General features: G+C 68.4%; 22 protein-coding genes. 12 read left to right on the top strand and 10 right to left on the bottom strand.

The genetic code is table 11. From position 1 onward, the window contains the following. The first annotated feature begins 73 nt into the window (after positions 1 to 73). From glpX to ACFYTS_RS10525, 3 genes are all read left to right on the top strand, one after another. Positions 74 to 1,105 carry a class II fructose-bisphosphatase gene (gene glpX, locus ACFYTS_RS10535; protein WP_357280095.1) on the top strand — a complete coding sequence of 344 codons (1,032 nt, stop codon included), beginning with the start codon at positions 74 to 76 and terminating at the stop codon, positions 1,103 to 1,105. Positions 1,106 to 1,259: 154 nt separating this feature from the next. After that, a complete protein-coding gene (locus tag ACFYTS_RS10530) occupies positions 1,260 to 2,651 on the top strand; it encodes a class II fumarate hydratase (protein WP_387302746.1) in 1,392 nt (463 codons plus the stop codon). An 88-nt stretch (positions 2,652 to 2,739) separates the two neighbouring features. Continuing rightward, a complete protein-coding gene (locus ACFYTS_RS10525; RefSeq protein WP_387302743.1) occupies positions 2,740 to 3,492 on the top strand; it encodes an isocitrate lyase/phosphoenolpyruvate mutase family protein in 753 nt (250 codons plus the stop codon). A 16-nt stretch (positions 3,493 to 3,508) separates the two neighbouring features. Here ACFYTS_RS10525 and ACFYTS_RS10520 read toward each other — a convergent pair whose 3' ends face one another. Next, entirely contained in the window at positions 3,509 to 4,687 is a 1,179-nt protein-coding gene (locus ACFYTS_RS10520) for an FAD-dependent monooxygenase (protein WP_387302741.1), read from the bottom strand. Positions 4,688 to 4,793: 106 nt separating this feature from the next. Between ACFYTS_RS10520 and ACFYTS_RS10515 the strand changes: the two genes are divergently transcribed. Beyond that, positions 4,794 to 5,522, top strand: a complete 729-nt coding sequence (locus ACFYTS_RS10515; RefSeq protein ID WP_357280104.1) for a TetR/AcrR family transcriptional regulator — start codon at positions 4,794 to 4,796, stop codon at positions 5,520 to 5,522. Between the two features lie 49 nt (positions 5,523 to 5,571). Beyond that, entirely contained in the window at positions 5,572 to 5,994 is a 423-nt protein-coding gene (locus tag ACFYTS_RS10510; protein ID WP_387302739.1) for a limonene-1,2-epoxide hydrolase family protein, read from the top strand. Positions 5,995 to 6,182: 188 nt separating this feature from the next. Here ACFYTS_RS10510 and ACFYTS_RS10505 read toward each other — a convergent pair whose 3' ends face one another. From ACFYTS_RS10505 to ACFYTS_RS10495, 3 genes are all read right to left on the bottom strand, one after another. Next, entirely contained in the window at positions 6,183 to 7,040 is an 858-nt protein-coding gene (locus ACFYTS_RS10505) for an acyl-ACP desaturase (protein WP_357280109.1), read from the bottom strand. A gap of 190 nt (positions 7,041 to 7,230) precedes the next feature. Then, the gene (locus tag ACFYTS_RS10500; RefSeq protein WP_357280111.1) at positions 7,231 to 8,631 is read right to left on the bottom strand and encodes a PhoH family protein; all 1,401 of its coding nucleotides are present in this window, start codon (positions 8,629 to 8,631) and stop codon (positions 7,231 to 7,233) included. 243 nt (positions 8,632 to 8,874) lie between these two features. Next, the gene (locus ACFYTS_RS10495; RefSeq protein WP_387302736.1) at positions 8,875 to 9,246 is read right to left on the bottom strand and encodes a DUF488 domain-containing protein; all 372 of its coding nucleotides are present in this window, start codon (positions 9,244 to 9,246) and stop codon (positions 8,875 to 8,877) included. A 22-nt stretch (positions 9,247 to 9,268) separates the two neighbouring features. Here ACFYTS_RS10495 and ACFYTS_RS10490 point away from each other — a divergent pair, with 22 nt between their 5' ends. After that, on the top strand, positions 9,269 to 9,541 hold the full coding sequence (locus tag ACFYTS_RS10490; protein ID WP_379093418.1) for a hypothetical protein: 273 nt from the start codon (positions 9,269 to 9,271) through the stop codon (positions 9,539 to 9,541). A 24-nt stretch (positions 9,542 to 9,565) separates the two neighbouring features. Here ACFYTS_RS10490 and ACFYTS_RS10485 read toward each other — a convergent pair whose 3' ends face one another. Next, a complete protein-coding gene (locus tag ACFYTS_RS10485) occupies positions 9,566 to 9,892 on the bottom strand; it encodes a hypothetical protein (protein ID WP_357280116.1) in 327 nt (108 codons plus the stop codon). 61 nt (positions 9,893 to 9,953) lie between these two features. Here ACFYTS_RS10485 and ACFYTS_RS10480 point away from each other — a divergent pair, with 61 nt between their 5' ends. Beyond that, positions 9,954 to 10,262 carry a glutaredoxin domain-containing protein gene (locus tag ACFYTS_RS10480; RefSeq protein WP_357280118.1) on the top strand — a complete coding sequence of 103 codons (309 nt, stop codon included), beginning with the start codon at positions 9,954 to 9,956 and terminating at the stop codon, positions 10,260 to 10,262. 60 nt (positions 10,263 to 10,322) lie between these two features. On the opposite strand, the gene glyA is transcribed toward ACFYTS_RS10480, so the two are convergent. Next, positions 10,323 to 11,621, bottom strand: a complete 1,299-nt coding sequence (gene glyA / locus ACFYTS_RS10475) for a serine hydroxymethyltransferase (RefSeq protein WP_357280120.1) — start codon at positions 11,619 to 11,621, stop codon at positions 10,323 to 10,325. 478 nt (positions 11,622 to 12,099) lie between these two features. Further along, a complete protein-coding gene (locus tag ACFYTS_RS10470) occupies positions 12,100 to 13,296 on the bottom strand; it encodes a DUF885 domain-containing protein (protein WP_387302732.1) in 1,197 nt (398 codons plus the stop codon). A gap of 240 nt (positions 13,297 to 13,536) precedes the next feature. On the opposite strand from ACFYTS_RS10470, the gene coaA reads away from it, so the two are divergent. Next, positions 13,537 to 14,469 carry a type I pantothenate kinase gene (gene coaA, locus ACFYTS_RS10465; protein WP_357091711.1) on the top strand — a complete coding sequence of 311 codons (933 nt, stop codon included), beginning with the start codon at positions 13,537 to 13,539 and terminating at the stop codon, positions 14,467 to 14,469. Between the two features lie 24 nt (positions 14,470 to 14,493). Here the strand turns inward: coaA and ACFYTS_RS10460 are convergent, their stop codons facing one another. Both ACFYTS_RS10460 and ACFYTS_RS10455 read right to left on the bottom strand, forming a co-directional pair. Further along, positions 14,494 to 15,126: a hypothetical protein gene (locus tag ACFYTS_RS10460; RefSeq protein WP_357280124.1), complete on the bottom strand. Its 633-nt coding sequence runs from the start codon at positions 15,124 to 15,126 to the stop codon at positions 14,494 to 14,496. A 151-nt stretch (positions 15,127 to 15,277) separates the two neighbouring features. Then, positions 15,278 to 16,105 (bottom strand): isoprenyl transferase, encoded by an 828-nt coding sequence (locus ACFYTS_RS10455; protein WP_387302729.1) that lies wholly within the window; start codon positions 16,103 to 16,105, stop codon positions 15,278 to 15,280. A gap of 95 nt (positions 16,106 to 16,200) precedes the next feature. On the opposite strand from ACFYTS_RS10455, the gene ACFYTS_RS10450 reads away from it, so the two are divergent. The 3 genes from ACFYTS_RS10450 (at position 16,201) to ACFYTS_RS10440 (ending at position 19,471) form a co-directional block, all read left to right on the top strand. Further along, positions 16,201 to 16,905 (top strand): hemolysin III family protein, encoded by a 705-nt coding sequence (locus ACFYTS_RS10450; RefSeq protein ID WP_357280126.1) that lies wholly within the window; start codon positions 16,201 to 16,203, stop codon positions 16,903 to 16,905. 57 nt (positions 16,906 to 16,962) lie between these two features. Further along, a complete protein-coding gene (locus ACFYTS_RS10445) occupies positions 16,963 to 18,540 on the top strand; it encodes a HAMP domain-containing protein (RefSeq protein WP_357280128.1) in 1,578 nt (525 codons plus the stop codon). Positions 18,541 to 18,982: 442 nt separating this feature from the next. Beyond that, complete coding sequence (locus ACFYTS_RS10440; RefSeq protein ID WP_387302725.1) at positions 18,983 to 19,471, top strand: hypothetical protein; 489 nt, start codon at positions 18,983 to 18,985, stop codon at positions 19,469 to 19,471. Positions 19,472 to 19,537: 66 nt separating this feature from the next. On the opposite strand, the gene ACFYTS_RS10435 is transcribed toward ACFYTS_RS10440, so the two are convergent. Continuing rightward, positions 19,538 to 21,616 (bottom strand): thioredoxin domain-containing protein, encoded by a 2,079-nt coding sequence (locus tag ACFYTS_RS10435; protein ID WP_387302721.1) that lies wholly within the window; start codon positions 21,614 to 21,616, stop codon positions 19,538 to 19,540. 512 nt (positions 21,617 to 22,128) lie between these two features. On the opposite strand from ACFYTS_RS10435, the gene ACFYTS_RS10430 reads away from it, so the two are divergent. Further along, positions 22,129 to 23,694, top strand: a complete 1,566-nt coding sequence (locus ACFYTS_RS10430) for an alpha/beta hydrolase (RefSeq protein ID WP_387302718.1) — start codon at positions 22,129 to 22,131, stop codon at positions 23,692 to 23,694. Positions 23,695 to 23,863: the final 169 nt, after the last annotated feature.

The following is a 23,863-nucleotide window of genomic DNA, read 5'->3' as shown; positions in this document are numbered from 1 at the left end:
TCAGTACTTGCATGGAGCCCAAAACCGCAATGCGACAATTTACGCAGCAGTTGACAACAAGGAGGCTCCTCTCATGACCGCATCCAGCCGCCGCGAGGCACCGGACCGCAACCTCGCACTCGAGTTGGTCCGGGTCACCGAGGCCGGCGCCATGGCCGCGGGCCGCTGGGTAGGCCGGGGTGACAAGGAAGGCGGCGACGGCGCTGCCGTGGACGCCATGCGTCAGCTGGTCGCGACCGTCTCCATGCGCGGCATCGTGGTGATCGGTGAGGGCGAGAAGGACGAAGCGCCCATGCTGTACAACGGCGAGCTGGTCGGCGACGGCACCGGCGCCGAACTGGACTTCGCGGTCGACCCGATCGACGGCACCACCCTGATGTCGAAGGGCTCCCCCGGCGCCATCTCCGTGCTGGCGGTCGCCGAGCGCGGCGCCATGTTCGACCCGTCGGCCGTGTTCTACATGGAGAAGATCGCCGTCGGCCCCGACGCCGCCGATGTGATCGACCTGGGCGCGCCGATCGCGGAGAACCTGCGCCGGGTCGCCAAGGCCAAGAATTCCTCGGTCTCCGACCTCACGGTCTGCATCCTGGACCGCCCCCGCCACGCCGAGCACATGAAGGCCGTGCGCGACGCGGGCGCCCGCATCCGCCTGATCTCCGACGGTGACGTGGCCGGCGCGATCGCCACCGCCCGCCCGGAGTCCGGCGTCGACATGCTGATCGGCATCGGCGGCACCCCCGAGGGCATCATCGCCGCGGCCGCCATGCGCTGCATGGGCGGCGCGCTGCAGGCCAAGCTGGCCCCGAAGGACGACGCGGAGCGCCAGAAGGCCATCGACGCCGGCCACGACCTGGACCGCATCCTGAACACCACCGACCTGGTCTCCGGTGACGACGTGTTCTTCAGCGCCACCGGCGTCACCGACGGTGACCTGCTCAAGGGCGTGCGCTACTACGGTGGCGGCGCCTACACCCAGTCCATCGTGATGCGCGCCAAGTCCGGCACCATCCGCATGATCGACGGCTTCCACCGCCTGACCAAGCTGCGCGAGTACGCCTCGGTCGACTTCGTCGGCGACGAGCACGCCACCCCGCCGCTGCCCTGATCGGCATCGCCAAACTGATTGCCGCCCCGGTGGATACATCCACCGGGGCGGCTTCTTTTCCGGCGGCGCGGCGGCCCTATTCCCGGCCGCCGTGTGCCGATTCCCTCAGGCGTGCCTCTCCCGCGCGGCGCGGCACCGGCCTAGGGTCGAATTCATGACCGAGTACCGGATCGAGCACGACACGATGGGTGAGGTTCGTGTCCCCGTCGACGCCCTGTGGCGCGCGCAGACACAGCGCGCGGTGGAGAACTTCCCGATCAGCGGACGGGGCCTGGAGCGCGCGCAGATTCGCGCGCTCGGCCTGCTGAAGGCGGCCTGCGCCGCGGTGAACCGCGATTTGGGTCTGCTGGACAAGGCCAAGGCCGACGCCATCATCGCCGCCGCCAACGAGATCGCTCAGGGCCGCCACGACGACCAGTTCCCGATCGACGTGTTCCAGACCGGGTCGGGCACCAGTTCCAACATGAACGCCAATGAGGTGATCGCGAGCATCGCGGCCCGCGACGGCGTCACCGTGCACCCCAACGACGACGTCAACATGTCACAGTCCTCCAACGACACCTTCCCCACCGCAACGCATCTCGCGGCCACCGAGGCGGTGGTCAAGGAACTGATCCCGGCCCTGGATCATCTGCGGCTGGCCTTGCAGGACAAGTCGCGGGAGTGGAAGTCGGTGGTCAAGTCCGGCCGCACGCACCTGATGGACGCGGTCCCGGTCACCCTGGGTCAGGAGTTCGGCGGCTACACCCGGCAGGTGGGCGCGGGCGTCGAACGCCTGCTCGCCACCCTGCCGCGCGTCGGTGAGCTGGCCATCGGCGGCACCGCGGTCGGCACCGGCCTCAACGCGCCCGCCGGTTTCGGCGCGAAAGTCGTTGCGGAGCTGGCGAAGGCGACCGACCTCGACCACCTGTCCGAGGCCCGCGACCACTTCGAGGCCCAGGCCGCCCGCGACGCCCTGGTGGAGCTGTCCGGCGCGCTGCGCACGGTCGCGATCAGCCTCACCAAGATCGCCAACGACATCCGCTGGATGGGTTCGGGCCCGCTCACCGGCCTGGCCGAACTCCGGCTCCCGGACCTCCAGCCCGGCTCCTCGATCATGCCCGGCAAGGTGAATCCGGTCCTCCCCGAAGCGGTTACGCAGGTGGCCGCGCAGGTCATCGGTAACGACGCCGCCATCGCCTGGGGCGGCGGCAACGGCGCGTTCGAGCTGAACGTCTACATCCCCGTGATGGCCCGCAATGTCCTCGAGTCGATCCGCCTGCTGGCCAACGTCTCCCGCCTGTTCGCCGACAAGTGCGTCTCCGGCCTGGTCGCCGACGTCGACCGCCTCCGGCACCTCGCGGAATCCTCCCCGTCCATCGTGACCCCCCTGAACTCGGCCATCGGCTACGAGGAAGCGGCCGCCGTCGCCAAGCAGGCCCTGAAGGAACACAAGACAATCCGCCAAACGGTCATCGACCGCGGCCTGATCGGTGACAACCTCTCCCTCGAGGAACTCGACCGCCGCCTGAACGTGCTCTCCATGGCCGAGGTCGACGGCAACTGACCTCGGCACCGTCCGGCACCGGCGTGAGACCGGTGCCGGTGGCGCAGTCCACCTTTCGCCGATCGACACCATCAGGCAGGATCGAACCATGAGCCTCGAGCAGCAAGCCGCCGACTTTCTCGCTCTTCACCAGCCCGGTGATCCCGTCATCCTGCCGACCGTGTGGGATGCCTGGTCCGCGACTCTGGTACGGGAGGCCGGGTTCTCGGCGATCACCGTCGGGAGCCATCCGCTCGCGAATTCGCTGGGGAAGGCGGATCGGGAGGGGATGACCTTCTCCGAGGTGACCTCGCGGATTCGGGAGATCACGGCCGCGGTGGACATTCCCGTCTCGGTGGATATCGAATCCGGGTATGCGCAGAAGCCCGCGACTCTGATCGAGGGTCTGCTGGAGGCCGGGGCGGTGGGTCTCAATATCGAGGACACCGTGCACAGCGAGGGTGGGCGGTTGCGGGAGCCGCAGGAGCATGCGGATCTGGTCGGTGAGTTGCGGCGGGCCGCTGACGCGACGGGGGTGCATGTCGTGGTGAACGCGCGCACCGATGTGTTCCTGCGTCCCGATACCGGGACTCCGGCGGAGCGGTTGGACAGCGCGCTCGAGCGGTTGCGTCTCGCCGCGGCCGCCGGGGCCGACGTGCTCTATCCGGTCGGCCGGCACGAGCCCGAGGTGTTGCGGCGGCTCACCGGGGAACTGCCGTTGCCGATCAATTCCATCGGCATCCCCACCCAGGGCGGGCGGGAGTACTTCGCCGAATTGGGTGTGGCCCGAGTGAGTTTCGGGCCGTTCCTGCAGAACGCGCTGACCGAATACGCGAACGGGCTGTTCGGGCCCTGGCGTTGAACCCACGGCGGCCCACTCAGTGGGAGACCAGCGCCGGGTAGTCCCGCAACTCGATGTCGTTCTTCGCCGAGTCGGCGTACTTCAACATCATGTCGAAGGCCCAGGATCCCAGGAACCAGTTGCGGAAACGCAGGCCCAGGGCGGTTTTCGGGGCCAGGAACGGGCCGGGGCGGGCGTCGTCGGCCTTGCGCAGGTAGCGCTTCATGATGTCCTCGTAGCGGGCGAAGGCGACGGTGTGGTCGCCGTCGGCGACGGCCAGTTCACCGGCCAGGACGTACGCGCCGACGACGGCGAGCCCGGTGCCGAATCCGGCGAGGGTGTTGCCGTAACCGGCGTCGCCGACCAGGGCCACGCGTCCGGAGACGAAGTTCTTCATCGTCACCTTGCTCAGCGAGTCCAGGTAGAACCCGTCCAGGTGCGGGAGGTCGGCCAGCATGGCGGGCACGTCGCCGCCCATGCCCGCGAACCGCTCGGCGACGATCTGTCGCTGCTCGTCGAAATCGTCTCGGGAGTAGTCGAGTTCGGGTGAGGCGAACATGTACATCTGCACGGCCTTCGCCCCACCGTTGACCGCGAGCCGCCCGGGCGCGGTCCAGCCGTGGGACACTGCCCGCTCGCGCGATCCGTCGGCGTCCTCCCATTGCGACGCACCCGCGAGCGCGTAGTAGTAGCCGCGGTAGGAGAGGAATTCGGATTCGGGCCCGAAGGCCAGTTTCCGTACCCGCGAGTGGATTCCGTCGCAGCCGAAGACCAGGTCGAAGCGCCGGGCCGGGGCGTGCGCGAATTCGACCTCCACGCCGTCGGCGGTCTCGGTGAGCGCGGTGACGGTGTCGCCGAACAGGTATTCGCAGGTGTCGGCGGTGTGCTCGTACATGATCGCGGCCAGGTCGCCGCGCAGGATCTCGATGTCGCCTCCGGTGAAATCGCCGGAGATGAGGGCCCGCCGCTGCCCGGACTCGTCGAGCATGACCATGTCGGTCTTGCCGGTCTGGCGGCGTTCGATGTCGGCGAGCACGCCCATCCGCTCGAGCACGGTCATGTGGGTCTCGCCGGTGAAGTCGATGGCCTGTCCGCCGGTGCGCAGGGCGGGGGCCTTCTCGACCACGGTCACCTGGAAGCCGTAGCGGTGCAGCCAGTAGGCGAGCGCGGGACCGGCGACGCTGGCGCCGGAGACGAGGACGGTGGTGTTGCGCATGGTGGTGACCCCTTCAGTAACTGCGTCCGGCGGACGCTGTTGATGATTAATAGAGTATGGTGGACGCAGTTAGGTGTCAACTCGGAAATCCGGAAGGATGGCGACCATGCCGGCACCCACCACCCGCGAACTGCTCTGGGGCACCACCGACCGCCCCCGGCGCGGGCCCAAACCCTCGCTCACCCTCGAGCGCATCGTCGCCGAGGCCGTCGACCTCGCCGACGCCGAAGGCCTGGCCAGCCTGTCCATGGCCCGGCTCGCCGAACGGCTCGGCTGCGCCAAGATGGCGCTGTACCGCTACGTCCCCGGCAAGACCGAGCTCACCGCGCTCATGCTGGACGCCGCCCTGAGCTCGCCGCCGGAGAACCACACCGACCCCGCCGATCCCGAATCGTGGCGGGCCTACCTGCGGGAGTGGTCCGGGACCTTCTTCGGCAATGCCGTCGCCCACCCGTGGCTCAATGAACTGGCCACCGGCGTCCGGGTGATGGGCCCCAACGAGTTGGCCTGGCTGGAGACCGCTCTCGCCGTGCTGGACCGCAGCGGCCTGACCCACGCGGAACGCCTCGACACCGTCGTCCTGCTGCTCAACCACGTGCGCGGGATGGGCTTGCAGACCGGGACCGCGGGCGCGGACCTCGAGGGCGAACTGGCGCGGGAGATGACCGCGGTGTTCCTCACCCAGGCCGACCGCTTCCCGCACGCGGCGGTGGCGCTCGCCGAAGCCGTGCCCGGTACCGAGAGCGCGGCCGAGGCGGGCCGCGACAACGCCCTCGACTACGGCATCGAGCGCATCCTGGACGGGGTGGCGGCGCTCATCGCGACACGGCGGTAGTTGCCGGGAATGTCTGTGCCGCGGCCCTGATTCGGCTTACGCTCGGCAGATGGCGGAGCTACCCGAGCTGAAGCAGGATCCGGTCACCACCGTGCGCGAATTCTTCGCCGCGCTGGAGATGAACATCGTGCCCGAGGCCCTCGAACTGGCCGACCCGGGCATCGTCTGGAAGAACACCTCGCTGCCCGACGTGCGCGGTATCGACCGGGTGCGCTGGGTGCTGGGCCTGTTCAACAACCCGCGCTTCGGCTTCCGGGCCGATATGCACCACATCGCCGCGACCGAGGACGGGGTGGTGCTCACCGAGCGCACCGACTACCTGCGGGTGGGCCCGATCGAGATCGCGTTCTGGGTGTGCGGCACCTTCGAGTTCCGCAATGGCCGCATCACGCTCTGGCACGACCATTTCTCGTGGGAGAACGTCCTGCGCGGCACCGCGACCGGCGTGGTGCGCGCGATCCTTCCACACTGAACCGCGCAGGCAACGGCTACCCCGTGAAAGCACAACGCCCGCCACGATTCTCGCGGCGGGCGTCGGCATCGAAACCGCGCACGAGGCGCGGCGTCAGGTCGGGTACCCCGGCGATTCCGGGGCGCGGCAGGCGGTTCGGTCGCGGCGGCTGTCCTGGCGCCTCGACCGAGCCGGCCGTATCGGCTGGTTCAGGGGCGCAGGTGGGCCAGTTCGGCGCGCGCCTTCTCCCCGTCCTCGCCGAGGTCGGTGCGGGTGAACACCTTCCACTGCTCGAGCAGCGGTCCGAACACCAGCTCGGGCTCCCGGGCGCGGTCGTAGATCCCGGCCGCGGCCAGCACCTCGTCGCTGGAGCGGCCGTCGGACAGTTCGATCACCGGCACCTGGAAGTCGGCGACGCGGTCGGCGATGGCGCGCAGGGTCTGGTCGGGGGCCAGGTCCAGGGCGGCGGAGATCAGGTTGGCGAAGAAGACGGCCTGCAGTTCGTCGTCGGCGGCCAGGCGGTCGGCGATCGACGCGACCATGACGTCGCCGGCGAGGCGGGCGGTGTTGCGGTGCCGGACGGCGGCGGCGGCCTCTTCGAAGGCGGCCACGGCGAGCACCTCGAGCAGGTGCATGCCGGGACGGTTGAAGCTGGCGGTCATGGCCGCCATGCGCATGCGCTCCAGCGCGATGGGGTCGACGGCGCGGGTGACCATGAGGAAGTTGCGGATGAGGATCTCGTGCCGGTTCTCCTCGGCGGTCCAACGGCCGACCCACCGCCACCACGGGCCGGTGCGCAGGTGCTTGCCCAGCTCACGGTGGTAGGAGGGCAGGTTGTCGGCGATCAGCACGCTCACCGTGAGGGCGGTCTTGGCGACCTCGCTCAGCTCGGATTGCGCGGGGTCCCAATCGGTTCCGCCCATGGCTTGGAAGTTGCGGCCGTCGGACCACGGCACGTAATCATGGGGCTGCCACTCCGGGCTGGCGTCGATATGCCGCGTGAGGTTGGTCTCCACCTCCGCCTCGAGTGAATCCAGCAGGTCCCGATCGGCCAAAACGTTGTGCACGCGAACAACCTAGCGGCAGATCGGCTACCGCGGGGATCTTCGCGAGTATTCGTCTTCGCTATGGCCGTTCCCGGGTCCGGGACGCCCGCACGGGACGCCCCGGAGCGGCCGGGCTACTTCTCGGTGACCCCGCCCGGCCGGAGGGCGGCGCGCCGCTCTCCGGCCGGGCGGGTGAACTACCTGCCGACTGTCAGGAATTCGGTCCGAACTCCTCCAGCATCTCGGTGACCAGAGCCGCGATCGGCGACCGCTCACTGCGGGTGAGGGTGACGTGCGCGAACAGCGGGTGCCCCTTGAGCTTCTCGATCACCGCGGCCACGCCGTCGTGCCGGCCCACCCGCAGGTTGTCGCGCTGGGCCACATCGTGGGTGAGCACCACCCGCGATCCGCTGCCCAACCGGCTCAGCACGGTGAGCAGCACATTGCGTTCCAGCGACTGCGCCTCGTCCACGATCACGAAGGAGTCGTGCAGCGAGCGTCCGCGAATGTGGGTGAGCGGCAACACCTCCAGCATGCCGCGCGCCTGCACCTCCTCCATCACCTCGGGGCTGGCCAGCCCCTCCAAGGTGTCGAAGACGGCCTGCGCCCACGGACCCATCTTGTCGGCCTCCGAGCCCGGTAGGTAACCGAGCTCCTGCCCGCCCACCGCGTAGAGCGGGCGGAACACCACCACCTTCCGATGTGTGCGGCGCTCCAGCACCGCCTCCAGTCCGGCCGTCAGCGCCAGCGCGGATTTACCGGTACCGGCCCGCCCGCCGAGCGAGATGATGCCGACGCTCTCGTCCAGCAGCAGATCCAGTGCGATCCGCTGTTCGGCCGAGCGCCCGTGCAGTCCGAACGCCTCCCGGTCGCCGCGCACCAGCTGCACCCGCTTGTCCGGGGTGACCCGGGCCAGGGCGCTGCCGCGCGGGCTGACCATGCGAATCCCGGTGTGGCAGGGCATGTCCCGAGCCTCGTCGAGATCGATGACCGAATCGGCGTAGAGCTTGTCGACGGTGGCGGTGGCCACCTCGAGCTCCACCATGCCGGTCCACCCGGAGATGACGACATCCTGGGCGTGGTATTCCTCGGCCTGCAGGCCGACCGCGCCGGCCTTGACCCGCAGGGGAATGTCCTTGGATACCAGCGCGACCCGCTGGCCCTCGGCGGCCAGGTTGAGCGCGCACGCCAGGATGCGGGAATCGTTGGTGTCGGTGCGGAATCCGACGGGCAGTACCGCGGGGTCGGTGTGGTTCAACTCCACCTGGAGTGTCCCGCCCTGGGTGCCGACCTGCACCCGTTGATCGAGCCGACCGTGCGCCAAGCGCATATCGTCCAGCATGCGCAGCGCCTCGCGAGCGAACCAGCCGAGTTCGTGGTGGTGGCGTTTGGCCTCGAGCTCACTGATCACCACCAGCGGCAGCACCACGTGGTGCTCGCCGAAGCGGGTCAGGGCCCAGGGGTCGGACAGCAACACCGACGTGTCGACTACGAAGGTTTTCGGTCCGGAATCGGACGACTGCGAGGCGCGAACTCCCCGTGTCGTGGGCCGCGGGCTCTGGTCAGAGCCGGCGTCCCTGGTGGGAGCGTTGACGGAGCGTGCATCAGTCACGGTGGGCTCCTTTGCCACTCGCGCGACACCGCGCGAGCGTTCTCGCTGGGCCGGTCAGCCTTGGGGTCGTACGACCCGAGGGCCGGGTGCCGGCCCCCTCGTACTGAGTTGCTCAGTCACGATCAGGACCTCCCGTACGAGCCACACCTACGCGGCCCGCACCCCCGACGCTACCGCCGAATTCGCGATCCGGCCGCCCGTCTATCGGGCACATTCGTGAAGATCGGGTTAACGGGAGTCCCGTTAGGGTGTTTCGCCCAATTCCGCGAGAAGCACCGGGACATGGCTGTGCTCCGGTTCTTTCGTAGCCGTGACCAGGGTCAACGGACCGGCCGCGGCCTCCGCCCGGAGGTGCGCCAGACCTTCGCGGGCCACGTCCGCACCGAGCTCGATTCGATACTTGCGCTCGAATTCGGCACGGCGTGTCTCCGGCGCGGCGTGATACCACTTGCGAAGTTCGTTCGATGGGGTCACGTCTTTGGCCCATTCGTCAATGGCCGCTTGCTGTTTGCTGATCCCGCGCGGCCACAGCCGGTCCACCAGCACGCGGCGGCCGTCGGCGGCATCGGGGGCGTCGAAGACGCGCTTGACCCGGTATCCCGGTTGCTGTGTCATGGCCTCCATTACAGTCGAGACCATGGCCGAAACTCCGGATCTGGCGACCCTGTCCACCAAGGAATTGCACGACCGCGCCGTGAAGCTGGCCGCCCGGCACGGTGACGTGAAATTCCTGTGGCAACTGCTCAAGGCGATCCCCGGCGCGGAGGTCGCCGCGGGCAAACAGGGCGAGGGTGAAGTCGACATCTGGAATACCGCGGCCCTGCTCGACGACTACTTCCACGCCGGTGAGGGCAAACTGGGCGAGGTGCTGCGCCCGATGTACGTGGACTACCTCACCAAGCACGCCTGAGGCCGGAAATCCCGGGCCTCCGAGTCAGGAATCGCCGAGCGGCGTGCCGTGCAGCCCCGTGAGCACGGCACGCACGAACGGCGCGAATCCCTGCGGCCCCGAGGCGAAGTCCTTCATGTGGACGGTGGTGCGGTCACTGGATTCGAAGACGGCGCGCACGATGCGCAGCCGGTCCTCGAGGTCCAGGCCCGCACCCATGATCACGTGGTCGATCGGGGTTCGCGCCAACGTGTCCCGCAGATCGGCCAGTCCGGTGCCCGCGCGGATATCGACCTCCGGTAGGTCGACGCGCTCGCGCACCCCGTCCACCACGGCCGGCGTCAATCCCAGCAGCAACACGGTCGTCGTCATCCCCGCCTCCGATCCCCTTGCAGCATAGGCCGTTCCGTCGCCGGGGTCCTACACTCCGAGAATGAGCGCTGATGCCACTGCGGAGCTGATCGTCTACCGGCGTCCCGGCTGCCCCTATTGTTCGCGCATGCGCCGGGTCCTCAACCGGCACGGCATCGTTCACCGCGAGATCGACATCTGGCAGGACCCCGACGCGGCGGCGTTCGTCCGCTCGGTGGCCGACGGCAACGAGACCGTGCCCACGGTCGTGTTCCGCGACGGTTCGACGGAGCGCAACTGGGTCAACCCGCATCCCAAGGAGTTGATCGCCACCGTCTCCGCCGACGCTCCCCAGCTCACCGGCGGCCCGCGCAGGTTCTGGACCTTCTGAAACGACGGGCGCCCGCCGCGATCGTGAGATCGCGGCGGGCGCTTGACCGTTCGGCGGCTGTCAGCCCAGCAGACGCCAGTCCTCGAGGCCGTCGTACAGCGGGAAGTCCTGGGCCAGCTTGGAGACGCGCTGACGCAGGGAGTCCAGGTCGGCGGAGCCGGTCAGCGCGGCGGCGATGATCTCGGCGACCTCGGTGAACTGCTCGTCGCCGAAGCCGCGGGTGGCCAGGGCCGGGGTGCCGATGCGCAGGCCGGAGGTGACCATCGGCGGGCGGGGGTCGAACGGAACCGCGTTGCGGTTCACGGTGATTCCGATCTCGTGCAGGAGGTCCTCGCCCTGCTGGCCGTCGAGCTGCGAGTTGCGCAGGTCGACCAGCACCAGGTGCACGTCGGTGCCGCCGGTCAGGACGGTGATGCCCTTGTCCTTGGCGTCGGTGGCGGTCAGGCGCTCGGCGAGGATCTTGGCGCCGGAGATGGTGCGGGCCTGCCGCTCCGCGAACTCCGCGCTGCCGGCGATCTTGAAGGCCACGGCCTTGGCGGCGATGGCGTGCATGAGCGGGCCGCCCTGCTGACCCGGGAAGACCGAGGAGTTCAGCTTCTTGGCGAACTCCTGCTTGGCCAGGATCAGGCCGGAGCGGGGGCCGCCCAGGGTCTTGTGCACGGTCGAGGACACGACGTCGGCGTGCGGGACCGGCGACGGGTGCAGCCCGGCGGCGACCAGACCGGCGAAGTGCGCCATGTCGACCCACAGGTACGCGCCGACCTCGTCCGCGATCTCGCGGAAGGCGGCGAAGTCCAGGTGGCGCGGGTAGGCCGACCAGCCGGCGACGATCACCTTCGGGCGGGTGTCGCGGGCGATCTTGCGGACCTCGTCCATGTCGACGCGGTGGTCTTCCTTGGACACGCCGTAGGCGTGCACCTCGTACAGCTTGCCCGAGAAGTTCAGGCGCATGCCGTGGGTGAGGTGGCCGCCGTGGGCCAGGTCCAGGCCGAGCAGCTTCTCGCCCGGGTTCATCAGCGCGGACAGGACGGCGGCGTTGGCCTGCGCGCCCGAGTGCGGCTGGACGTTGGCGAAGTCGGCGCCGAAGAGTTCCTTGACGCGGGCCCGGGCCAGATCCTCGACGATGTCGACGTTCTCGCAGCCGCCGTAGTAGCGGCGGCCCGGGTAGCCCTCGGCGTACTTGTTGGTGAGCACGCTGCCCTGCGCCTGCAGGACCGCGCGCGGCACGAAGTTCTCCGAGGCGATCATCTCGAGGGTGTCGCGCTGGCGAGCGAGTTCGCCGCCCATCGCGGCCGCGACCTCGGGGTCGAGTTCGGCGAGGGACTGGCTGTTCACAGAGGCGCTCGTCTGGGTCGTCACGCCGCCGAGTGTATTGGCCGCCGCCGCGGAGCCGGTCAGTGGGTTCAGGGAATCGTGCATGGCGCACCTCCGTCGTCCGGGTACCCCGAATCGGGATTCGGGGATCGCCAGGCACCCAGGCGCGCGGTGCCGGACTTGGGGTGCTTCCCGGTGGTTACTTCCACCTCGAGTGCGCCAGTCGCGGTCCTCCCATCCTAGCCAACGGCGTTAACAGTCCTTCGAGTGGACAGAATCACAGATACAGGCTAGGGCGGAGCAACAAATCTGGGTAAGGTGACGCACGGCTGACTCAGAGAGGTCAGTGTCCTTGTCCCTACCCAGATTTCGAGGATGCATAACATGCTGTTCAACATCGCGACCGGTGGACCGACCGACATCCTGTTCACCCTGCTGAAGACCCTGTGCACCATGTCCTCCGGTGGCGCGTCCTGCAACTCGTGGGGCGCCTGATCCGTTCCGGACCTTCGGGGAGTACCCCTCACATGCGGCGGATCGCGCCGGGTGTGAGGGGTTCGTCCAACAAGCGGCGGAAACGCTCGGACCGCTCGGCGCCATCGCCCGCCCGATCCAGCCAGCCGCCCAACAGTCGATAGCCCTCCACATAGGTGGAGATGTAGGCCCGCCACAGCGGTGAGGACAGGAAGCGCAGCGACTGCGTGGCCCGCTCCGGCGTGACCAGACTCCAGCGCTGCAGATACTCCGCGACCTCGGTCGAATCACGCTTGCGGTCGTGCAGCAACAGCGCCGCATCCTGGCGCACACTCAGCAGGTTCGCCGACGCCGTCGAAATCCGCTCGGCGCGTTCACCATCGAAACGCAGTCCGAGATCCGCGTAGATCTCCTGCGCCCAGCGGCCCCAGCCCGGGCCCACGATCGACTTCAACGCCAGATCGGCCAGCCCCTCCGCCATCAGGCACTGCGGGGTGTTCACCACGAACAGCGTCTGCTCGTCCTGCCCGGCGCCGACCAGTCCGGCCTCCTTGCGGCAGTGCTCGGTGTGGTGGCCCGGGTAGGACTCGTGCGCGATCAGGCCGGGCAGCTGCGACAGGTGCTGCTTGAGGTCGGAGTTGATGGCCACCCGGGATTGGTAGTTGCCCAGGTAGTAGTTGAAGCCCGACCACGGCTTGTCGCCCACCACTTCGTATTCCACGTGCTCGTTGTCGGGCAGCGGGTAGCGGTCGCGGACCAGTTCGCGTAGCGCGCCGGAGAAGGCGGCCACGCATTCCTTCAGGCGTTCGGGCGGAATCTCGTCCTGGCGGCGGTGTGCGGAGATGCGGTCCAGCAGTGGTCCGTCGCCCGCCAGCACCTCGTCGAGCTGCCGGTGCGCCTCGCGGTAGTCCTCGGTGTCGCCCGGGGTGATGTCGACGTCGAAGTAGGCGCTCACCTCCTCGACGAAGGAGATGTCCTCCCCCGCGAACTTGCGTCCGGAGCATTCCAGCGCCCGCAGGTGGACGTCGAGGAATTCGACGCGCTCCTCCGACAGGCCCGCGTCGGGCAATTCCTTGCGCAGGCCCGCGGCCTTGTGCGCGAGCTCGCGCGGTTCGGGCTTCGGCGCGTTCTCGACCTCGCGGCGCAGGGCCGGGTCACCGGTGTAGGCGTCGACGAACCCCTCCTCCAACCGGTCGAAGGCCAATCCGAGCCGCAGGTACTCCGTCACCAGGGGATGCGCTGCCATAGCTCGACCCTAGGTGATTCTCAGCGCTCGAGCGGCCCGGATCCCGGTGCCGCGCAGCCTCACCCGACACGCCCGGGGCCTGTGATGTGGCCCATCCCACTCTGGTTACCGGCCAGTAGCAACACCTGGTGTTCACCTCGATGTTGGAGCCGAGCACAATTCGGCTATGCGTGGAGTGTTGGCGACGCGAGGCGAGTGTCAGATTCGAGGACACGAGTGTCGAATGCAAGGACACGAGTAATGGCACGGATGAGCGAGCCCAGCCCCTACGTCGAATTCGACCGCAAGCAGTGGCGCACCCTGCGCAAGGCGACTCCCCTGGTGCTGACCGAAGAGGAACTGGTCGGCCTGCGCGGTCTCGGGGAGCAGATCGACCTCGAAGAGGTCGCCGAGGTCTACCTCCCACTGGCCCGACTCATCCACCTACAGGTCGCGGCCCGGCAGCGCCTGTTCGCCGCCACCGCCACCTTCCTCGGCGAGACCCACCCCGACCGTCAGGTGCCGTTCGTCATCGGCGTGGCGGGCTCGGTCGCCGTCGGCAAGTCCACCACCGCGCGTGTGCTGCAGGCGCTGCTGGCGCGCTGGGACCACCATCCGCGGGTGGATCTGGTCACCACCGATGGATTCCTGTACCCGACAGCCGAACTCACCCGTCGCGGCATCATGCACCGCAAGGGCTTCCCGGAGTCCTACGACCGGCGCAAGCTGCTGCGTTTCGTCACCGAGGTGAAATCCGGTGCGTCCGAGGTGTGCGCGCCCGTCTACTCGCACATCGCCTACGACATCGTGCCCGGCGAGTACCACTGCGTGCGCCAGCCCGACATCCTCATCGTCGAGGGCCTCAACGTGCTGCAGACCGGTCCGCGCCTGATGGTGTCGGACCTGTTCGACTTCTCGGTCTACGTCGACGCCCGCATCGAGGACATCGAGAAGTGGTACGTGCAGCGCTTCCTGTCGCTGCGCAAGACCGCGTTCCAGGACCCGAACTCACACTTCCACCACTACGCGAACTTCAACGACCAGGAAGCCACCAACCAGGCCAAGGAGATCTGGCACAACACCAACCGGCCGAACCTGGTGGAGAACATCCTGCCGACCCGGCCGCGCGCGACCCTGGTGCTGCGCAAGGACTCCGACCACACCATCAACCGGCTGCGGCTGCGGAAACTCTGAATCCGGTGCGTGGAGGGTTGTAGGTCAGAGCGTCCAGGCAGCGTCGAGCCGCGCGCCGACGTCGATATCGGTGGCGGCCCGGATGTGCGGTTTGTCGATCTCGGTGGCGATGTAGCGCGCCACGAATCGGCGGATCTCGTGATCCACGCTGGCGATGATGCGCAGCAGCTCACCACGGCGGGTGGCGCTGGCCACATTGATCCGCACATTGCTGGGCTGCGGGTCGGCGATCTCGATGAGCACCCGCAGCGGTTCGGCGGTGCGCACCGTCAGATGCAGGTGGATGGTGCCGTCCACCCGGAACGGGTAGCGGTCCACCGCGAGGTCGATGAGCAGGTCGACCTTGAGCGGGATCACCAGGTCGAACGAGATGATGTCGTCCACTTCACGAGTGAGCCGGGGCTGCCCGAGCCGCACGGTCGCCGAGAGTTTGGCCAGTTTGCCCGGTCCCGCGCCGATCGGCCCGAATTCGAACGCCTCCCCGGTGAGTTTCCCGAACGCCCCCGCGATCCGCTCCGGTGAGGCGGCGTACTCGAGGAATCTCCGCCCGAATTCCTCGTAGCTCAGGTACGGCACCGCGACGACCTGGGATTCCGCCAGGCCGCTCGAGTTCTCACGCAGCTCGCTCCCGCCTCCGCTTCGCTCCGGCACGCTCATACCACCAGACGGTACGGCAGCGACCGCCCCGCGAACGCCGAAGCCGTTGCACTGCAATGGAACCGTTGACCGACTGTTGCGGGATCACCCACCACATGCTCGCTTCGTCCTCCGGTGACACAGTCACCGGAGGACGAGATGACAGCGGTGGTCAGACGCCGAAGCGGCGGTGCCGGGCCGCGTAATCCCGCAGGGCCCGCAGGAAATCCACGCGCCGGAATTCCGGCCAGTACGCCTCGGTGAACCAGATCTCCGAATAGGCGCTCTGCCACAACAGGAATCCGGACAAGCGCTGCTCACCGGAGGTACGGATGACCAGATCCGGGTCGGGCTGGCCGGAGGTGTAGAGGTGCTGGCCGATGGCGTCGACGGTGATCGACTGCACCAGATCCTCGCCGGTCTCGCCCGCGTCCATCTCCTGGCGGACCAGGGAGCGGACGGCGTCGGCGATCTCCTGGCGCCCGCCGTAGCCGATGGCCACATTGACATGCACGCCGGTGCGGCCCTCAGTGCTCTTGGCCGCCTCGCTGAGCCGGCGCGCGAACTCGGCGGGCAGCTGGTCGAGAGCGCCCACGATGCGGACGCTCCAATCCTGTTCCGGCGCAGACAGTTCGTCGACGACGTCGGTGATGACCTCGAAGAGGGTCTCCAGCTCGTCGGAATCGCGGCGCAGATTCTCCGTGGAGAGCAGGTAGAGGGTCACCATCTCGATGCCGGCCTCGCCACACCAGCCGACCAGCTCAGCGATCTTCAGCGCACCGACCCGATGGCCGTGCGAGATGTCGCTGAACCCGTTCTCCCTGGCCCAGCGCCGGTTGCCGTCACACATCACAGCGACGTGCCGCGGATGTTGTTTGCCCGCCAATTGTCTGGCCAGCCGTGCCTCGTATACGCGATATGGGAGTCCACGCACCTGACCCACAAACTTCACGGCCGCAACCCTACGCCCCCGGAACGGTTGGCGGAGCGACCGGGACATAGCCGCGAAACATGGGAGGCCTTCGGTGACGACACCCACTCGACGGGCGCGAACGATCTAACCTACGGTACCGTAGGTTACCGAGGAGGAAACTTATGGCCGAGGCAGTGCAGCCCGTCGAACCGGTGGGTCTCATCGAAACCGTCCGCGATGAACTGACCCTGATCAAGCCCCGCCTACGCGGCTGGATCCATGCCTGGGCCGTCGGCGTCGCCGCCATCGCGGTGATCGTGCTGGTGTCGGTGGCGAGCACGGTGTCCGGGAAAGCCGCGTGGTCGACGCTGGTCTACGGCATCACCGTGTGCGGGGTGTTCGGGATCAGCGCCACCTATCACCGGGTGAACTGGAAGACCGCGCGCGCCCGCATGTGGATGAAGCGGGCCGACCATTCGATGATCTTCCTGTTCATCGCGGGCAGCTACACGCCGTTCGCGCTGTTGGGGGTGCGCGGGACCGCCGGAAACGTCCTGCTCGCCATTGTCTGGGCGGGCGCGCTGGCCGGGGTGGCGCTGAAGATGCTGTGGCCCACCGCCCCTCGCTGGGTCGGGGTGCCGCTGTATCTGTTGCTCGGGTGGGCCATAGTCCCGGTGGCCGGGACGCTCATCGGCAATGTCGGCTGGACGCCGGTGATTCTGCTGCTCGCGGGCGGCATCGCCTACAGCGTGGGCGGGATCCTGTACGCCGCGCGCTGGCCCGATCCGTGGCCGGAGGTGTTCGGACATCACGAGTTCTTCCACGCCGCAACGGTGATCGCGGCGCTGTGCCACTATGTCGCGGTCTGGCTGGTACTGCTGAGCTGATCGAGTAATTCCCCACAAAGGTGCAATCTCGGCCGAAAGTTCCCTAGAGTCTGCGACGTGACCAGCAGACTCATCCTGTGGGCGCTGCGGGCGCCGGGGGGTCTGTCTGCTGTCGTCATGGCGTGCAACCTCGGCGGCCTGGCGGTGATCACCACCGAACTGTTCCTGAGCGGCTTCCTGAGCCGGCTCGGTTCGAACTGGATCTCCACCTTCATCGGGGTGTCCATCTATCCGGCCATCGGCGCCCTCGCGGGCATCGTGCTCGCGGTGCGCGACCGGCGGCATTACTTCGGCTGGCTGGACCAGCACCGGCCGCCCAGCGAACACGAGGCCCGGCGACTGCTGCGGCTGCCGCTCGCGATCACCATCCGGGCGCTGGCCATCTGGCTGCCGGGCGTGATCGTGGCGGCCGCCATCTTCGCCCACGCCACCGAGGACCGCAGTTTCCCGGTGGTGCTGTCGATGTTCACCCTCGGCGGGCTGGAGTCGGCGGCGCTCACCTATCTGATCGTGGATCGGCTGATCCGGCCGACCATTCCGGTGGTGGCCGAGGTGCTCGACGAGACCGCGCACTGGAGCAATACCGTGCTGGCGCGCGTCGTGGTCACCTTCGCGGTGGCGGGCGCGGTGCCGCTGCTCATGCTGATCACCGTGCTCGCGGATCCGTCCACGGACGCCGCCGGTCGCATCCGGACCGGCATCTATCTGGCCATCGTCGGGCTGTCCGCGGGTGTGGTGGCGACCACGGCTCTCGCGCGCGCGGTGGCCACGCCCATGCACACCCTGCGCGACGCGCTCGACCGGATCGCGCACGGCGATCTCGAGGCGCGCGTGACCATCAACAGCACCAGCGAGATCGGGCGGCTCGAGCATTCGGTGAACGAACTGGCCGCCAATCTCAGTGAGCGCGAGCGCATGCGGACCGTCTTCGGGCGGCACGTGGGTGACGAGGTGGCGGAGCGGGCGCTGTCCGGCAGCCCCAGCCTCACCGGCGACATGCGGGAGGCGACGGCCCTGTTCGTGGACGTCACCGGTTCGGTGGCACTGGCCACCGAGCTCGCCCCGCACGACTTCGTGGCCAAGCTCAACCGGCTGCTGACCATCGTGGTGGCGGCGACCGAGGACAACCACGGTCTGGTCAACAAGTTCGAAGGCGATGCGGCGCTGTGCATCTTCGGCGCGCCCATCGCCCTCGACGACAACGCCACCCCCGCTTTGAAGGCGGCCCGCCGGATTCGCGACGAGGTGGCCGCGCTCGGCGAACTCGACGTCGGCATCGGCATCGCCCGCGGCTGTGTCTTCGCCGGGGACGTCGGCACCGACACCCGTTTGGAATTCACGGTGATCGGCGACGCGGTCAACGAGGCCGCCCGCCTGACCACCGAGGCGAAGCTGGTCCCCCGCCGGATTCTCGCCTCTCAGGCGGTCATAGAAGCCGCCTCCGACGCCGAGCGCACACAGTGGATCCTGCACGACACTCTCCACCTCCGCGGCCGCAAGGAACCCACTCCGGGCTGGACCGATGTACCGGCCGCCGTGCCCGCGTCCCCCGCGTCGATCCACCACAACGGCACCGTCCCGCAGGACGCCCCTCTACCGGCCGCACCCCAACCCCCGGAACCCGCCGATCGCTGATCATTCAATCCGCGCGAACGTGGTGTGCGAACTCGGCGGGACCTGGAAATACATCGCTGAAACAGATGACCTCAACACGCCCCGGACTGTAAGACCGCCCAGTCCCTCCAGGCAACGGAATATGCGCGTTGGCTATGCCAGGCGACCCTCATCGACGCGACAGCCGCACCGGTGCACAGTCAACGCGTCCGTAGCACCCGGCGCTCGAGGCTCGGCCGCATGCGGCTTCCGGCCCACCCGGATCCCGCGGTGAAACGCGGCTCGGCGACGCGCAGGCAGCCCAGCCGCATCCGTCGAGAACCCGGCGGCACGTGCCGCCGGCTCCGCGGCAGGGCCGGGAGGATCGGCCGAGTGCTCGAATCCAACTGTCGTACTGCGGGATCGGGGGAGCCTCGTACTCCAGGGTGATTCCGGGCGAGGCCGGGGGTCGGACAGTGGGTGCATGGAGGAGATCGGCGCGTTCGAGCGGAAGTCGGCGGCGGGGTGGGAGCGGCCCGCGCGGGCGGTGCTCGCATATCGGGCGGTGGTGGTGGCCTTGGTCGCCGGAGTGGCGGAGACGCTGTTGCGGGCCGCGCGGGTGCTCGAGGATCCCGGGGTCGGGCTGCCGGGTGTCGCGCTCGGGCTGGGGATTCGGGCGGCGATCTATCTGACGGTGTTCTGGCTCGCGGCCCGCATGTTGTTCGGAAGTCATTGGGCGCGAGGAGTTCTCGTGGTGGGGCTGGGCACCGTCGGGTTGGCTTCGCTGGCGGCGGAGCCGCTGAGCGCGCTGCTCGAGGCTGATTCCACGGGTGCGCTGTTCACCGGCTGGACCCCGGCATCAGTGCTGATCGGGCTTTTTCGCGCCGCGCATATCCTCGCGGTCCTGGTCGCCGTTCCAGCCGCCGTGCTGGCGGGAAACCGGTTCCAGGCCATGCCATCTCGCGTGGCCTGACACTCCGGACCCGCGCCCGCCTTCCGACTCGGAATGCGCGGGCGCGGGAGGACCGCCGGCGGACCGTCAGGCCGATTGCGGCGGAAGCAGACCGGCGCGGACGTCTTCGACCGTGGTGACCGGGAGGTCGCAGACCGAACCGCGGCAGATGTAGGCGGCGGAGGTGTCACGCACCGGCGGGCGGTCGGCCAGCAAGGGCTGGGAGTCGGCGTCGCCGGAGACGATGACCGAGCCGCCCGGAGCGGCGGCGCGGGCAGCGGCGGCCAGCGTTGCGGCCCCGCCGGATTCGCCGTCCGGGCCCGCGGAGATCGCCACCTGAATGGGCCCGCGCAGGGCGGCCTCGGCCACAGCCAGCCAGTGTCCCGCCGAGCGGGGCGCGCGGGCCAGCAGAACCGCTCCCCGCGCGAGGGTTTCGTCGGCGAGCTGCCGGTATCGGGCGGCCTGATCCGGGTCGGTGAGCGCGGAGGCCGTGAGCAGGGCCTCGGCGAGAACCGAAGTGCCCGACGGGGTTGCGCCGTCCAGGGGGTCGCGGGGCCGGGTCAGCAGGGTTTCGGCGTCGTCGGCGGTGTCGAACCAGCTGCCCGGGGTGTCCACGTCGGCGAAGTGCCTGATGGCCGCGTCGAGTACGCGTCGCGCCTCGGCGAGCCAGTCCCCCGCGGCGGTCTGGTGCAGCGCGAGCAGTCCCAGCGCGAGCCAGGCGTAGTCCTCGAGCACGCCCGCCGCCGCGCCGGGCACGCCGCCCAGCGAGGCGCGGCAGACCCGGCCGTCGGTCACGTGGGTGTCCAGCAGGAACCGCGCACACCGGACAGCCGCCGCGATCCACTCCGGATGCCCGTGTGCGGCACCGGCTTCCGCGAGCGCGACGATGGCCATCCCGTTCCAGGCGGTGACCACCTTGTCGTCCCGCTCGGGTTGCGGCCGCAGTTCCCGCGCCGCGGACATGGCCGCCCGGATGGCCTCGAACCGCTCGTGGTCCACCGGCTTCGGGTCGGTGTAGCGCGTCAGCACCGAGGTGCCGTGCTCGAACGTACCGGCCGTCGTGACACCGAAGATCTCCGCGGCCCAGGCTCCGTCGAGCGCCCCGAGCACCCCGTTGAGTTCCGCGGGCGTCCAGACATAGGTGGCTCCCTCAACCCCGGGCTGCCCCGGTTCGAGGTGGGTGTCGGCGTCCAGGGCGGACGCGAAGGCCCCCTGCCCGGTCCCCAGATCGGTCATGAGGAACTGCACGGTCTCGCGAGTCACCCGCAGCGCCAAGGACTCTCCGCCGCGCTCACTCCCGGGCGCGTCGAGCCCGCGCCGGGCCAGGTGCGCGTACACCCGCACCAGCTGGGCGTTGTCGTACAGCATCTTCTCGAAGTGCGGCACCACCCACGCCGCGTCCACCGAGTACCGCGCGAACCCACCCCGCAGCTGGTCGTAGATCCCGCCTCGGGCCATCGATTCACAGGTGAACGAAACAGACTGCAGCACACCGAGATCCCCGGTCAGCTCATAATGCCGCAGCAACCCCTCCAGCAACGCCGACGGCGGGAACTTGGGCGCGCCCCCGAACCCACCGTGCTGCGCGTCCACATCCTTCGATACGGCCGAGACCGCGTGCTGCACCAGGTCGGCGCTGATCCCGACCCCGGTGTCCGGCAGCCCCGCCGTCTGCTGCCGCAGCGCCTCTCCCACCTGCGCCGCCGCGGTATTCACCTCGTCCCGCCGATTCCGCCACGTCTCCCCCACCGCGGTCAGCACCTGCGCGAACGACGGCATCCCGTGCCGCGGTGTCTTCGGGTAGTAGGTCCCGCAGTAGAACGGCTCCCCCTCCGGCGTCAGGAAGCACGTCATCGGCCACCCGCCCTGCCCCGTCATGGCTACGGTCGCGTTCATGTACACCGCGTCCAGATCGGGCCGTTCCTCCCGATCCACCTTGATGCACACGAAGGTCTCGTTCATGAGCTCGGCGGTGGCCTCGTCCTCGAACGACTCGTGCGCCATCACATGGCACCAGTGGCAGCTGGCGTATCCGATGGACAGCAGGATCGGCACGTCCCGCGAGGCCGCCTCGGCCAGCGCCTCCGCGTCCCACTCCCGCCAATGCACCGGATTCCCGGCATGCTGTCGCAGGTAGGGCGACGTCGCGGTCCCCAGTCGGTTCATGACCCCAGCCTTCCACACCCCACCGGGAGCACAAGGGCCCCGCTCGGCCGGACCGAACGCGTCGAAACCCGGGCCGATGCGGCCCCGCGCGCCGCCGGAGCGGGCGTCGTCGAGATGAGCGGCGACGATGTCGACCTGTTCGGTCGGATGCCCAACATGCCCGCATCGCGGCGATGTGCTCGACGAATCCGGCGCCTCGGCGGCCGCACGGACGCACCATCCCCCTGTTCATCGGCGCGCTATGAACCGGCACTCCATCAAACGGGTAGCCCGCTCCATCTCACCCCTCCCGCCCGGAGCAGCAGGTCGAGCTGCTGGAAGCGCTCGCGAGCGAGCTCGAGCTGTCGAATCCAGAACGTCACGGTCCAGCCAGGCCCGGTATGGGCACCCTGACATCGGTAAAACCTTTGTGCACGAACACATTTGGATTGAATTCAGCAATGACGGTGCATCCGAATATAGGGGGAAACCCCGATTGTAGCGTTTCGCGGTTCTGGATAGCTTCAGGAATTATGCTGGAAGACAACCTATTTCGCGCCCGATTGCTGCGAGCAGCGGGAATCTCGGGGTTGATCGCCGCCACCGTGGCGGTAGTTGTGATCGGATCCGTAGCAGGAGTCGGTATTGCCAGAACCGTACCGACAGAACTGCCCGTCTCTACTGCGCTGAACCGCTTCACCCAGCAACAGTTGGAATGGGGTTCGTGCGAAAGCGATCTGTTGGATCGAGCCGGCGCGCAATGCGCGCAGGTGACGGTGCCGCTCAACTATGCCGAGCCGCAAGGACGCACTATTTCCGTCGCGATATCCCGAATACGGGCGACTGATCCGAGCCACAGGCGAGGGATCTTGCTGTCGAATCCGGGAGGGCCCGGCGGCCGCGGCCTGGATTTGCCGGTACGACTCGCCCGCGCCGCGCCGTCCTACCCTTGGGGGCTTTATGACCTGATCGGCATGGACCCTCGCGGTGTGGGTCGATCAACGCCGGTCCACTGCGGATGGCCGATCGGCGACTCGTTCCAGTCGGCGGGAGCGGGTTTGGGCAATTTCGGTGAATCCGCTGCTACCCAAGCCGATTTGGCGGCGCGCTGCCTCGCCGCCGACAACGGTCTGTTACCCCACATCACGACTCGCAATACAGCACGGGACATCGACCTCATTCGCATGCTGCTCGGCGAAGACCGAATCAACTATTTCGGGATGTCCTACGGTACCTATCTGGGAGCCGTCTACACACAGATGTTTCCCGAGCGCACCGACCGGATGGTGCTCGACAGCGCGGTCGATCCGGCGCGCTACGGCAATGACGTAATGATCCAAGATCAGGGAGCGCCGTTGGAGGCAGCACTCGACGCATTGGCGGACTGGATCGCCGCCCGAGCCGAGCAGTATCGGCTGGGCGCTACTCGTTCCGATGTTCGCGCGGCGGTGTCCGACCTGATCGAACAGGCGGCCCGGCAACCGATCCGGGTCGGCGCCTACAACGTCGATGATCATTGGCTACCGTCGGTGTTGTTCGGCTACCTGCACGACTCCCGCCGGTTCGACGACGCGGCGAACGCTCTTCGGCAGCTCATGGCCGCCGCCGCAGGACAGCCGGCCGAGCCCAGCGCCGACCTCGAGCAGACCCTGAGAGAATTGTTGACCCCAACAGCCGATGACGCGATCGCATCCGTGGAATCCTCGACCGCGGTGGTGTGCGGTGACGTCGAAGCGCAGCGCGACCCCGGATGGTACTGGCGCAATGTCGAATTCAGTCGCGTCGAACAGCCGGTATTCGGGCCACTGGTGAACAACATCTCCCCCTGTGCTTTCTGGCCCGCGCCCGTAGAACCACGCACCGACGTGCACAACGCCACTCCTGTGCTCATCGTGCAGGCCACAGGCGATCCGGTCGCGGCATACCAAGAAGGCGTCGGCCTGCACCGAGCCATGACCGCGTCACGGTTGGTGACGCTTCAGGACGTCATCGTGCACGGAGCATTCACCGTCCCGAGTAGCTGCGTGAGCCAGGCCGTCGAAACCTATCTCCGCGACGGCGGGCTGCCTGCGACCGATCTCGCCTGTCACGCCGACTGACATTCGATACGACCACCCAATTTATGGGTTCCACCTGCGGAAACGAAGCTAGCAACCTCAAACCATCACATGGCGCCAATGGCAGCCGGCGTACCCGATGGACAGCACAATCGGTACCTATCCCCAGCCTCCCACACGCGGCAAGAAGAGACCGCGATCCACCCTGGAG

This window comes from Nocardia sp. NPDC004151 (assembly GCF_042874235.1).
Classification (GTDB): domain Bacteria; phylum Actinomycetota; class Actinomycetes; order Mycobacteriales; family Mycobacteriaceae; genus Nocardia.
The sequence above is the reverse complement of the archived record's forward strand: the minus strand, read 5'-3'. Positions and strand labels throughout refer to the sequence as shown.

Bases quoted from the DNA above. Each gene is read 5' to 3' on its own strand.
- glpX (WP_357280095.1), top strand. From the start codon at position 74: ATGACCGCATCCAGCCGCCGCGAGGCACCGGACCGCAACCTCGCACTC.
- ACFYTS_RS10530 (WP_387302746.1), top strand. From the start codon at position 1,260: ATGACCGAGTACCGGATCGAGCACGACACGATGGGTGAGGTTCGTGTC.
- ACFYTS_RS10525 (WP_387302743.1), top strand. From the start codon at position 2,740: ATGAGCCTCGAGCAGCAAGCCGCCGACTTTCTCGCTCTTCACCAGCCC.
- ACFYTS_RS10520 (WP_387302741.1), bottom strand. From the start codon at position 4,687: ATGCGCAACACCACCGTCCTCGTCTCCGGCGCCAGCGTCGCCGGTCCC.
- ACFYTS_RS10515 (WP_357280104.1), top strand. From the start codon at position 4,794: ATGCCGGCACCCACCACCCGCGAACTGCTCTGGGGCACCACCGACCGC.
- ACFYTS_RS10510 (WP_387302739.1), top strand. From the start codon at position 5,572: ATGGCGGAGCTACCCGAGCTGAAGCAGGATCCGGTCACCACCGTGCGC.
- ACFYTS_RS10495 (WP_387302736.1), bottom strand. From the start codon at position 9,246: ATGACACAGCAACCGGGATACCGGGTCAAGCGCGTCTTCGACGCCCCC.
- ACFYTS_RS10490 (WP_379093418.1), top strand. From the start codon at position 9,269: ATGGCCGAAACTCCGGATCTGGCGACCCTGTCCACCAAGGAATTGCAC.
- ACFYTS_RS10485 (WP_357280116.1), bottom strand. From the start codon at position 9,892: ATGACGACGACCGTGTTGCTGCTGGGATTGACGCCGGCCGTGGTGGAC.
- ACFYTS_RS10480 (WP_357280118.1), top strand. From the start codon at position 9,954: ATGAGCGCTGATGCCACTGCGGAGCTGATCGTCTACCGGCGTCCCGGC.
- ACFYTS_RS10470 (WP_387302732.1), bottom strand. From the start codon at position 13,296: ATGGCAGCGCATCCCCTGGTGACGGAGTACCTGCGGCTCGGATTGGCC.
- coaA (WP_357091711.1), top strand. From the start codon at position 13,537: ATGGCACGGATGAGCGAGCCCAGCCCCTACGTCGAATTCGACCGCAAG.
- ACFYTS_RS10460 (WP_357280124.1), bottom strand. From the start codon at position 15,126: ATGAGCGTGCCGGAGCGAAGCGGAGGCGGGAGCGAGCTGCGTGAGAAC.
- ACFYTS_RS10455 (WP_387302729.1), bottom strand. From the start codon at position 16,105: ATGTCCCGGTCGCTCCGCCAACCGTTCCGGGGGCGTAGGGTTGCGGCC.
- ACFYTS_RS10450 (WP_357280126.1), top strand. From the start codon at position 16,201: ATGGCCGAGGCAGTGCAGCCCGTCGAACCGGTGGGTCTCATCGAAACC.
- ACFYTS_RS10440 (WP_387302725.1), top strand. From the start codon at position 18,983: ATGGAGGAGATCGGCGCGTTCGAGCGGAAGTCGGCGGCGGGGTGGGAG.
- ACFYTS_RS10435 (WP_387302721.1), bottom strand. From the start codon at position 21,616: ATGAACCGACTGGGGACCGCGACGTCGCCCTACCTGCGACAGCATGCC.
- ACFYTS_RS10430 (WP_387302718.1), top strand. From the start codon at position 22,129: ATGCTGGAAGACAACCTATTTCGCGCCCGATTGCTGCGAGCAGCGGGA.